At 40.0% G+C, this 10955-nt stretch carries 8 protein-coding genes and 2 pseudogenes; 9 read left to right on the top strand and 1 reads right to left on the bottom strand.

Features of this window, described 5'->3' with window-relative positions:
• Positions 1-14: 14 nt before the first annotated feature.
• A pseudogene (locus CFPU101_RS26205) lies at positions 15-164 on the top strand (hypothetical protein); the annotation flags it as partial.
• A 32-nt stretch (positions 165-196) separates the two neighbouring features.
• Positions 197-385 (top strand): annotated as a pseudogene (locus CFPU101_RS25835) (transposase); the annotation flags it as partial.
• A gap of 151 nt (positions 386-536) precedes the next feature.
• Here the strand turns inward: CFPU101_RS25835 and pyk are convergent.
• Positions 537-2315, bottom strand: a complete 1779-nt coding sequence (gene pyk / locus CFPU101_RS24285) for a pyruvate kinase (RefSeq protein ID WP_206818336.1) — start codon at positions 2313-2315, stop codon at positions 537-539.
• A 172-nt stretch (positions 2316-2487) separates the two neighbouring features.
• Here pyk and CFPU101_RS24280 point away from each other — a divergent pair, with 172 nt between their 5' ends.
• From CFPU101_RS24280 to CFPU101_RS24250, 7 genes are all read left to right on the top strand, one after another.
• Positions 2488-2736: a hypothetical protein gene (locus CFPU101_RS24280; protein WP_206818335.1), complete on the top strand. Its 249-nt coding sequence runs from the start codon at positions 2488-2490 to the stop codon at positions 2734-2736.
• A gap of 87 nt (positions 2737-2823) precedes the next feature.
• A complete protein-coding gene (accC, locus tag CFPU101_RS24275) occupies positions 2824-4173 on the top strand; it encodes an acetyl-CoA carboxylase biotin carboxylase subunit (protein ID WP_206818334.1) in 1350 nt (449 codons plus the stop codon).
• A gap of 109 nt (positions 4174-4282) precedes the next feature.
• Positions 4283-6046: a ShlB/FhaC/HecB family hemolysin secretion/activation protein gene (locus CFPU101_RS24270; RefSeq protein ID WP_206818333.1), complete on the top strand. Its 1764-nt coding sequence runs from the start codon at positions 4283-4285 to the stop codon at positions 6044-6046.
• Between the two features lie 89 nt (positions 6047-6135).
• The gene (gcvP, locus tag CFPU101_RS24265) at positions 6136-9087 is read left to right on the top strand and encodes an aminomethyl-transferring glycine dehydrogenase (protein WP_206818332.1); all 2952 of its coding nucleotides are present in this window, start codon (positions 6136-6138) and stop codon (positions 9085-9087) included.
• A 117-nt stretch (positions 9088-9204) separates the two neighbouring features.
• Positions 9205-10119: an Npun_R2821/Npun_R2822 family protein gene (locus tag CFPU101_RS24260; RefSeq protein WP_206818331.1), complete on the top strand. Its 915-nt coding sequence runs from the start codon at positions 9205-9207 to the stop codon at positions 10117-10119.
• A 118-nt stretch (positions 10120-10237) separates the two neighbouring features.
• Positions 10238-10555, top strand: coding sequence for a hypothetical protein (locus tag CFPU101_RS24255; RefSeq protein ID WP_206818329.1), 318 nt, complete (start codon positions 10238-10240; stop codon positions 10553-10555).
• Between the two features lie 117 nt (positions 10556-10672).
• Positions 10673-10810: a hypothetical protein gene (locus CFPU101_RS24250; RefSeq protein ID WP_206818327.1), complete on the top strand. Its 138-nt coding sequence runs from the start codon at positions 10673-10675 to the stop codon at positions 10808-10810.
• Positions 10811-10955 lie beyond the last annotated feature (145 nt).

Genomic DNA, 10955 nt, shown 5'->3' with positions numbered 1-10955 from the left:
ATGAAGCGAATTTGATGGACACACTAACAAAACGCACATCGATACACATAGAAGCACCATCCGAACTCGAAGTCGTTAACATGACTAAGAAATTTGGTTCTTTAGTCGCTCTGGATCGTGTTTCAATGAAGCTAAAGAGTGGAACTTTTCATGCCTTACTCGGAGAGAACGGTGCAGGTAAAAGTACCCTGGTCAAATGTATCGCAAACGCTCTATTGTTGAGACGATCATTGACCAACTCAAAAACATCTCTCAAATCGAGCATTCTCGCCACCGCAGCCCTATCAATTTTTGTGTCAATGTTCTCTGTGGTTTAATCGCTTATTGTCATCAACCTAAGAAACCTTCTCTTGAGATTGATTGGGCTTTGCCTCAATCCCCTTAACCCGAACTGACGTTAAAATATTTAGTGATCGGTTTGATTTGTCTTTAGTGCGAACAAGATAGTAAAGGGCAGTACCGTGAGAAATAACCGCCATTTAGTTAAAAATCACAGAGATCGCATAGCATTAAAACCTAAATGTACTGAGGATACACTACTGATCCCCATGACTAACTAAAGCACCCGAATAGACTGTACCTCTTTGAGCATCTAAAGACAAAAACGTACCATCTCGAATGATTTGGGTTGCATTTTTAAAGCCAACAATCACAGGTATTCCTAACTTTTGTCCAATTACGGCGGCGTGATTGCCTGAACTTGCATCTTCTGTGATAATGGCGGAGGCTTTTCGCATCATTTCAAGAAAATCTGCATTAGTCGATGAAACTACCAAAATTTCACCTCGATTAAAATCACTGACTTCTCTAGCACTTTTAGCCACTCTGGCACGCCCACTAGCCGCCCCTTGTACGGCGCAAATACCGCGACCTAAAATCGATTTCACGACTTCTACCTTAACTAAATCCGTTGATCCCGCGACACCCTGTAATGTTCCTGCCGTCATCACGACTAGATCTCCATCAAATAAAAGCTGATCTTCTTGGGCTAAACTCATTGCCGCTTGGAAGGTTTGACTTAGGGTTGCTAAATCTAACATAATCATGGGTCGTATTCCCCAAACTAACTGTAACTGTTGTGCGACTTCTCGATGGGGAGTTACTGCTAAAATCGGAGTTCTGGGACGGAATTTAGAAACATTTCGCGCTGTCGCACCCGTTTTCGTCAGCGTCATAATCGAAGCTGCTCCTAATTGTTCAGCGATTTGACTTACGGCTGCTGAAATAGCATTTGGAACCGACTTTCTGCCACTAATAGGTTCTTTGTAGGGATCATTAATTTCCTCTCGCTCAATCCGTTCGGCAATTCTAGCCATTGTAGCGACGGCTTCAACGGGATACTTACCCACCGCCGTTTCATTGGAAAGCATCACCGCATCCGTTCCATCTAAGATCGCATTAGCCACATCGGAAACCTCAGCACGAGTGGGACGCGGATTATTCGCCATACTATCTAACATTTGGGTAGCCGTGATAATCGGGATTCCCAAACGATTAGCCGTACTAATTAAGCGTTTTTGCCAGATAGGAACTTCTTCGGCGGGCAGTTCTACACCAAGATCACCCCGCGCCACCATTACGCCATTACACAAAGATAGAATTTCTTCCATTTCTTTAACGGCTTCAAACTTTTCGATTTTGGCAATGACGGGAACTGATTTACCCGCACGAGCAATTAAATCTTTGATCTCTAAAATATCTTGAGGATTACGAACAAAACTCAAGGCCACCCAGTCGATCTGTTGTTGTAGTCCAAACTGTAAATCTTCTTTATCCTTGTCGGTGAGAGCTTTGACCGATAGATAAACGCCTGGAAAATTCACCCCTTTATTACTTGATAAAACCCCACCTACAATCACCCGACAATGCAAGTTTTTGACAACGCGATCAACTTTTTCCACTTCCATTTCGACCTTACCATCATCGAGCAGAATTCGCGCTCCTTCTGGCACCTCATCCGCGAGATGTTCATAACTGACATAACTAATGTCTTGATTGCATTCAATATCACGGCGACTGGTGAGAATATAAGGATCACCTGGTTTTAGCGTAATACTAGAACAATTGTACTTACCTAAACGAATTTTAGGCCCTTGAAGATCTTGTAAAATGCCGACGGGTTGATTGAGTTCAAAAGCAATCTGACGAATCAAACGAATACTGTTAAGATGGTAGTCGTGATCTCCATGAGAAAAATTGAGGCGAAACGTTGTAGCTCCAGCAGTAATTAACTGACGCAAAATATCTTTATCTTGGGTCGCAGGGCCAATAGTAGCAACAATTTTAGTACGGCGGGGAAAATTTGGCGATCGCATAAGCTAGAGAAAAGTAAGCAAAAAGTGATGATACTGGGTATCGGGGTTGATTTGGCTATCCTATATTATAAATGCACATCTTTTTTATGATTCTCAGAAGGAAAAAAATATGGTATGCACTCCGTCCTCATCTTAAAACATTCCGAACCATAATCTATCAGGAAATTTGCACATGGATGCTTTTAGCTCTACTCCGCCTGTTTGGACACAAACCGCGATTCATGCAATGAAATTTTGTTGCCCGAAATGTCATGCTTCTGCGTCAAAAGCAAAACAGGTGTGGATTAATCGTCGTTCTCCCGTAATGGGGGAAGATGGGGGGCGAAAATGGCAAGAATTTTATCAGTGTGAATGCGATCAATCTTGGTGGGCTTGGAGTAGCGATCGACCCCAGAGTGAGTTAACCAAACCTATAGAATGAATCATAGAAAGACAAAACGGGCTATTCTACTTATATAGACAGTATAAATTTATTGTTAGCCCGACTGAATTGACTCAACCTTTTAAGATGCCATTTTCTAAAATTCTAATTGCCAATCGGGGAGAAATTGCCCTACGGATTTTACATAGCTGTGAAGAACTGGGAATATCGACTGTTGCCGTTCACTCTACTATTGATCGTAATGCGCTTCATGTTCAATTAGCCGATGAGAGTGTTTGTATTGGCCCACCACCGAGTAGCAAAAGTTATTTGAATGTTCCTAATATTCTCGCGGCGGCTTTAACCCGAAATGCGACAGCCATTCACCCAGGTTACGGTTTTTTAGCTGAAAATGCGCGTTTTGCTCAAATTTGCGCCGACCACAAGATTACTTTTATTGGCCCATCACCAGAAGCAATACAAGCGATGGGAGATAAATCGACGGCTAAAAAAACGATGCAAAAAGCAGGTATTCCAACCATACCAGGAAGTGGTGGCTTAATTGCCTCAGAACAAGAAGCCCAAAACATTGCTAAAGAGATGGGTTATCCTGTTTTGATTAAAGCAACTGCGGGGGGAGGTGGTCGCGGAATGCGTCTGGTACGAACTCATGAAGAACTACCTAATCTCTTACAAGCTGCCCAAGGTGAAGCAGAAGCCGCATTTGGGAATTCAGGGGTTTATCTTGAAAAATTTATCGAACGTCCGCGCCATATCGAGTTTCAAATTCTCGCGGATAGTTACGGCAATGTGATCCATTTAGGCGAGAGAGACTGTTCTATTCAACGACGACATCAAAAATTACTCGAAGAAGCCCCTAGCCCTTTTTTAACTCCGCATCTGAGAAAACGCATGGGAGATGCAGCCGTCAGAGTCGCTAAATCGATTAATTATGTGGGTGTGGGTACGGTTGAATTTTTAGTCGATCAGTCTGGCAATTATTATTTTATGGAGATGAATACGCGCATCCAAGTCGAACATCCTGTTACTGAAATGATTACAGGTTTAGATTTAATTAAAGAACAGATTCGGATCGCGCAAGGAGAAAGATTGGGTTTAAAACAAGGGGATATTGAATTTAAAGGTCATGCGATCGAATGTCGTATCAATGCAGAAGATCCCGCCCATAATTTTCGTCCTTCACCGGGTAAAATTAGCGGTTATTTACCCCCAGGTGGCCCTGGTGTGAGAATGGATTCTCATATTTATACAGATTATGAAATTCCACCTTATTACGATTCTTTGATTGGTAAACTTATTGTTTGGGCCCCCGACCGAGAAACAGCAATTAAAAGAATGAAACGCGCCTTAAAAGAATGTGCAATTACTGGTGTTCCTACAACCATCAGCTTTCATCAAAAAATTTTGGAGGTTCCTGCTTTTTTAGAAGGTAATGTTTATACAAATTTTATACAAGAACATTTGTTAAATAGTTAATGTATACAAAATCACTGTTTACTAATTTCTTTTGCTTTTTAGACCTATCCATGCTTAGAATAGCTGAGAACTAATAATACTTGTAGCTTTTCTAGCTTGTCATGGATTTATGGCTTTTCGGCCTTTGCTAAACTTACCTCAAATTTTTTTAGGGTTTGTCAGTTTGTTGCTGATTAACCTAATAAGGCTTAATCCTATTTATGCTCAAGCTTTGGATGTAAATTTAAAAACACAACTAATTACTCAAATTAACCCAGCTTTCCCTCCAGAACCTTCAAAACCACCTCTTTTACCGTCACCTCTCCCCCCTCCCGAAGACCTTTTACAGCCGCCTGTTTCGCCAACTCCTCCCAAAGAATCTTTTAGCATTCCAGGCAAAATTTTTGTTAAAGATTTTAAATTTGAAGGTAATACCGCTTTTAGTGATGCAGAATTAAAACGATTACTTAAACCCTATACTCAACGTCGGATTACCTTTGTTGAACTCTTACAGGCTCGTTCAGCGATTACACAATATTATGTCGATCAAGGATATATCACAACAGGCGCATTTATCCCAGAGCAAAAGATTCAAGATGGCGTGGTTTTGATTAAAATCCTAGAGGGGAGCATTTCTGAAATACAAGTCACTGTACAGGGTAGACTTAATCCTAATTATGTCCGCGATCGCTTGGCTATAAAGAGTGGAAAACCGCTTAATATTAATCGTTTATTAGACGCTTTACGACTACTACAAATTAATCCTTTAATTCAAAGAATTTCGGCACAATTGGAAGTTGGAACTCGCCCAGGAACCAATATTTTAACAGTTGAAGTCGAAACAGCAAATACCTTTAATGCGGATGCCATTTTTGATAATGGACGTTCTCCCAGTGTTGGAGAATTACGCCGAGGGGTTCAAGTCGAGGAAGCCAATTTATTAGGAATAGGCGATCGGATTAGTGGTTGGTATCTTAATACTAATGGGAGTCATGATTGGAATATTTCTTATACGATTCCGATTAATGTCTATAATGGTAGCTTCAAATTTGATTATCGCAATGTTGCCAGCCGAGTTGTTGAAGATCCATTTGATGAATTGAATTTAGAATCAGACTATCAAAAATATTCTTTTGCTTTGCGTCAACCCATCTTAGAAACAGCAAGTCAGACTTTAGCATTGGCTTTAGTTTTTGAACATCAAAAAAGTCAAACTAGCTTTTTAGATAATGAACCTTTACTCGGGGTGGGTGCTGATCAACACGGACGTACTAATATTTCTACGCTTCGTTTTTCTCAAGAATGGATTGATCGAAGTAATGTTGAAGTGATTTCTCTTCTTTCTGAGTTTAGCTTTGGTTTTGATGCTTTTGGGACGACAGATCCCTTTGACTTTAAAGTTAATCCAAATGCACCGAATAGTAACTATTTTATATGGCGAGGTCAAGCCCAATGGGTGCGTCTTTTAGCTCCAGATTTTTTATTATATGTTCATGGCGATCTACAATTAGCCGATGGGCCATTAGTTCCTCTTGAACAATTTGGTTTAGGGGGGTTAGATAGTGTTCGGGGCTATCGTCAAAATTTTCTGTTAGGAGATAACGGATTTTATACAACGGTTGAATTGCGAATCCCAATTTATCGTACTTCTTCTTCAGATAATGTGTTACAAATTGTCCCATTTGCGGATGTTGGTCGCATTTGGAATAGTTTTAATTTACCTAATCCTGAGCCACAAACATTAGCTTCAGTTGGCTTAGGATTACATTGGACATTTAAAGATTTAATCAAAGCCCGTATTGATTGGGGTATTCCTCTAATTCAGGTCAATTCTGATGGCAATACTTTACAAGATTATGGCATCACCTTTTCAATTATTATTAGCCCCTTTTAAAAGATTTTAAAATTTGTTACAAAATTTGAAGAAGTTGCGCTAGAATCACCCCTAGTATCTTTTTCGATTTTCTAGGACAGTTATTGTCTATGCTAAATTTGGAGCTTTCTACGAACGATCCGACAATTTCTACAAAACATACCACCCAAAACATCAGCCAACTTGCACCGATTGATTCTTTTGCCTCAAGGCACATCGGGCCCAAGCAACAGGACATTCAAGAAATGTTAGCGGTGTTAGGCTTTTCTAATTTAGATGAATTGATTGACAAAACTGTACCGCAAGCCATTCGCTTAAATCGTTCACTAAATTTACCCTCGGCCCAGAGCGAATATGCTGCCCTAGCTCAATTAAAATCGATCGCATCTAAAAATAAAGTTTTCCGTTCCTTCCTTGGCATGGGCTACTATGACTGTATCACCCCGCCTGTCATCTTACGCAACATTTTAGAAAACCCAGGTTGGTATACAGCTTACACCCCTTATCAAGCTGAAATCGCTCAAGGACGACTCGAAGCTTTACTAAACTTCCAAACCCTGATCATTAATCTAACAGGTTTAGAAATTGCCAACGCCTCTCTACTCGATGAGGGAACCGCCGCCGCCGAAGCAATGAGCATGAGTTACGGACTGTGCAAAAATAAAAATGCTGAAGCCTTTTTCGTTTCTGATCAATGTCATCCGCAAACCATCGAAGTCATCAAAACTCGCGCCTTACCTCTAAGAATTAAAGTCATTATCGGCGATCATCAAGATTACGACTTTTCTACACCGATTTTCGGCGCATTACTCCAATATCCCGCAACCGATGGCACAATCTACGATTACCGAGAATTTATCACAAAAGCTCATGCAGTTGGAGCGTTAGTCACTGTTGCTGCCGATCCCCTCAGCCTAGCTCTACTCACACCCCCTAGTGAAATGGGCGTAGATATTGCGGTAGGAAGCACACAACGCTTTGGAGTTCCCCTCGGATATGGGGGGCCTCATGCAGCGTATTTTGCGACGAAAGAGGAGTATAAACGGCAAATTCCAGGGCGTATCGTCGGGGTATCAAAAGATGCTCAAGGAAACCCCGCTTTACGGTTAGCCCTTCAAACCAGAGAACAGCACATCAGACGGGATAAAGCGACGAGTAATATCTGTACAGCACAGGTTTTACTCGCAGTGATTGCAGCGATGTATGCGGTGTATCATGGGCCAGAAGGACTGAAAAATATTGCAACTCGTATTCATCAGCTAACAGTGATTTTAGCCGAAGGGTTAAAACGTTTGGGTTACACACTGGGTTCAGAAAACTTTTTTGATACGCTACAGATACAGGTGACGGATAGCCAAACCTTGATTAAAGCTGCCGAAACCCGTCAAATCAATTTAAGATATTTAGCGGATAAGGCACTGACAATCAGTTTAGATGAAACCACGACACCGCGAGATATTATCGATTTATGGCAGATTTTTGCAGGACAAGACGAGTTACCTTTTAGTGTCGATGAAATTGCTCAACAGGCTAACTTTAATCTTCCTGAAATCTTTACTCGAACCAGTTCCTATCTCACTGAACCCATCTTTAATAAACATCATTCAGAAACAGAATTATTACGCTATCTCCATCAGCTTGAAAGTAAAGATTTAGCCCTCAATACATCCATGATTCCATTAGGATCATGTACGATGAAACTGAATGCAGTAGCGGAAATGATTCCCGTCACTTGGCCAGAATTTGGTAAACTACATCCGTTTATCCCTTCTTCCCAAGCACAAGGCTATCAGATTTTATTTGAACAACTTGAAGCATGGTTAGCCGAAATTACAGGGTTTGATGGGGTATCTCTACAACCAAACGCAGGTTCTCAAGGGGAATACGCAGGTTTACAAGTCATCCACAAATACCACGAAAACCGAGGCGAAAAGCGTAATATCTGTTTAATTCCAGAGTCAGCACATGGTACAAACCCCGCAAGTGCCGTCATGTGTGGTATGAAGGTGGTAAGCGTCAAATGTGATAGTGATGGTAACGTGGATGTAGCTGATCTTAAAACCAAAGCCGAAAAACATAAAAATAATTTAGCGGCATTGATGGTTACTTATCCTTCGACTCATGGGGTATTTGAAGAAAGCATCATTGAAATTTGTGAAATTATTCATCAATACGGTGGACAAGTGTACATGGATGGTGCGAATATGAATGCCCAAGTGGGTATCTGTCGTCCCGCCGATTTTGGGGCCGATGTTTGTCACCTAAACCTACACAAAACTTTCTGTATTCCTCATGGTGGTGGTGGGCCTGGAATGGGGCCAATCGGGGTAAAATCTCATTTAGTTCCCTTCTTGCCTGATGTTTCCCTTGTCAGTGGTCAAAAAAGCAATTCACACAATGGAAAAGCTAAAGAAACAATTGGGGCAATTTCGGCAGCACCTTGGGGAAGTGCGAGTATTTTAGTCATTTCTTGGATGTATATTGCGATGATGGGTTCAGAGGGACTCACTCAAGCGACTAAGGTGGCTATTTTAAATGCAAATTACATGGCCCATCGTTTAGAGGATTATTATCCAATTCTCTTCAAAGGTTCTTCTAATTTAGTAGCACATGAATGCGTGATCGATCTTCGTCCCCTGAAGAAGAAAGCCGCTATTGAAGTTGAAGATGTGGCTAAACGTTTGATGGACTATGGTTTTCATGCGCCTACCGTTTCTTGGCCCGTACCTGGGACAATGATGGTAGAACCGACAGAAAGTGAGTCCAAAGAAGAATTAGATCGATTTTGTGAGGCGATGATCTTAATTTATCAGGAAGTCGAAGCGATCGCAACTGGTCAAATTGATGCCACTAATAACCCTCTCAAAAATGCTCCCCATACGGCAAACGTCCTGATTTGTGGAGAGTGGAACCGTCCCTATTCCCGCGAAATGGCAGCCTATCCTGCACCTTGGACAAAACAACACAAATTCTGGCCAGTTGTCGGAAGAATTGATAATGCTTATGGTGACAGAAATTTAATTTGTTCTTGTGAAGGAATGGACGCTTACAAGGAAAGCTAATTCTAGAATATAAAAACATAGGTGGGAAAAAACCCACCTTTTTTTATTTTTGAATTGACCTTTCAATATTTCGTGTTAAAATCCGTCTTGAAAAACTGTGAAACGAGTTAAATTGTTATGAGCAGAGGAATTTATATTACTGCGAATGATCGAGCGACTGAGCAAGCGATCGCATTATTAAATAGTATTCGATTATATGACCCAGAAACCCCCGTTATTTTAATTCCCTATGATGATAATTATCACAATGTCGCTAAAATTTTAGGTGAGCAATATAATGTACAACTTTATCCAGATCTAAAACGAGTAGAAACCCTCGCACAAACTATATTTGATATTTTTGGCGATAATCTATTCGCTCGTCCGAATCAATTTCGTAAACAAGTTTGTTGGTTTGGTGAGTTTGATCAATTTCTTTATATTGATACTGATATTGTCGTTTTTGAAAAAATTTCTGATAATTTAGATTATTTGAATAACTATGATTTCTTGTGCTGTGACTATCAACATAGTAAAGGAATCAAAAATGTTTTTTCTCCAAAAGTCATTGAAAATAACGTTTTTAGTGATGCTGAACTCAAAGAGATTTATAACGGTGGTTTTTGGGCATCTAAAAAGAATTTATTATCTGAACAAGATTTATACGACACTTTTAAAGAATGCGCTTCTCATTTAGAATACTTTGATTTTTCGGAAAAAACTTCTGATCAACCAATTATTAATTACCTCATTCTTAAACGTGTTGCACGTCGTTATAATATTCTTCGAGATGATGTTAAAAGGGCAGGAAATTGGGCAGGTAGTCCACATTTTCAGCGACAAGGAGACATTTTATTTGATCCAAAAGTCAATCAACCGTTAAAATATCTTCATTGGGCTGGAATACGCATCGAACCAGGATGCCCTTATTGGGATATTTGGAAACATTATCGCTACTTAAACGATCCAAATCCTCCCGAAGATAGTCGTCTAATTCCTGTTAAAAAAACAAAACCCCTTTGGCAAAAAATTATAGATAAAGTGACTAAATAATGTTTAGGTGGGCTTTGGCTCACCTATGATTATTAAATTAAAAAACCGTAAATTTACGGAAGTAATATTATATTAAACCAGATAATATTATATATGTATCAGGCTTTTATTCATTTTAATGAATCTCGTTATTGTTTTATTTGTCTGTCTTATAGGCATTGGGTTATTATTTTCAATTTCCTTGCTATCGAAAGAAGTTAATCAGCAAAAAAGCAAATCTCGAAAATTTAAAAATTATTCTTCTAATTATCAAAAATCTAAAAGTTTATTTTCACCTAAAGTAGTTCATTTACAGAAGAAATTATTGATGATTGCAGGAGATAAAAAAGTTACCGAAAGATTAATCAAACAACTTCGTTATAAATATCCAGATGAAACAGAAGCTTGGTACTGGGAAAAAGCAATCTATGACCTAGAACGCGATCGCTATTATTAACCTGAGTTCGGGATAAAAAGACTAAGAGAAGGCGGGAGCGTTTTAAGCTGAAAGATATTGCAATGATTCAGCACACCCACCTATGTCCAGTAAAGACAGCTTTGTTTTGTCACGTCGATGATTGTCTTGGTGCGCGTTCCCTTGCGCCGTGCAACGGCGCGGGGTCGCACCGCTTTTGCACCTCATTTGAACCCAAATGGCAGGAAAAGCGATTATCAAAGAAATCAAAAAGCCGTAATCGAGCCAAAAACTTGACTTTAAGTGAAATCATGACATTTCTCATCGCTTTCCATCAAAACCATTACCGAAATTTTAAACATTACTATCTCGACCATGTTTGTGTTTACTGGAAACCTGCCTTTCCTTTCATTGCCGAGTTATCATACCAAGTTGCGAATTG

It is taken from the genome of Chroococcus sp. FPU101 (genome assembly GCF_017312365.1).
In the GTDB taxonomy this organism is placed as follows: Bacteria; Cyanobacteriota; Cyanobacteriia; order Cyanobacteriales; family Microcystaceae; genus Chroococcus.
The sequence above is the reverse complement of the archived record's forward strand: the minus strand, read 5'-3'. Positions and strand labels throughout refer to the sequence as shown.

Excerpts from the sequence above, each read along its gene's own strand:
- pyk (WP_206818336.1), bottom strand. The coding sequence starts at position 2,315 with ATGCGATCGCCAAATTTTCCCCGCCGTACTAAAATTGTTGCTACTATT.
- CFPU101_RS24280 (WP_206818335.1), top strand. The coding sequence starts at position 2,488 with ATGGATGCTTTTAGCTCTACTCCGCCTGTTTGGACACAAACCGCGATT.
- accC (WP_206818334.1), top strand. The coding sequence starts at position 2,824 with ATGCCATTTTCTAAAATTCTAATTGCCAATCGGGGAGAAATTGCCCTA.
- CFPU101_RS24270 (WP_206818333.1), top strand. The coding sequence starts at position 4,283 with ATGGCTTTTCGGCCTTTGCTAAACTTACCTCAAATTTTTTTAGGGTTT.
- gcvP (WP_206818332.1), top strand. The coding sequence starts at position 6,136 with ATGCTAAATTTGGAGCTTTCTACGAACGATCCGACAATTTCTACAAAA.
- CFPU101_RS24260 (WP_206818331.1), top strand. The coding sequence starts at position 9,205 with ATGAGCAGAGGAATTTATATTACTGCGAATGATCGAGCGACTGAGCAA.
- CFPU101_RS24255 (WP_206818329.1), top strand. The coding sequence starts at position 10,238 with ATGAATCTCGTTATTGTTTTATTTGTCTGTCTTATAGGCATTGGGTTA.
- CFPU101_RS24250 (WP_206818327.1), top strand. The coding sequence starts at position 10,673 with ATGATTGTCTTGGTGCGCGTTCCCTTGCGCCGTGCAACGGCGCGGGGT.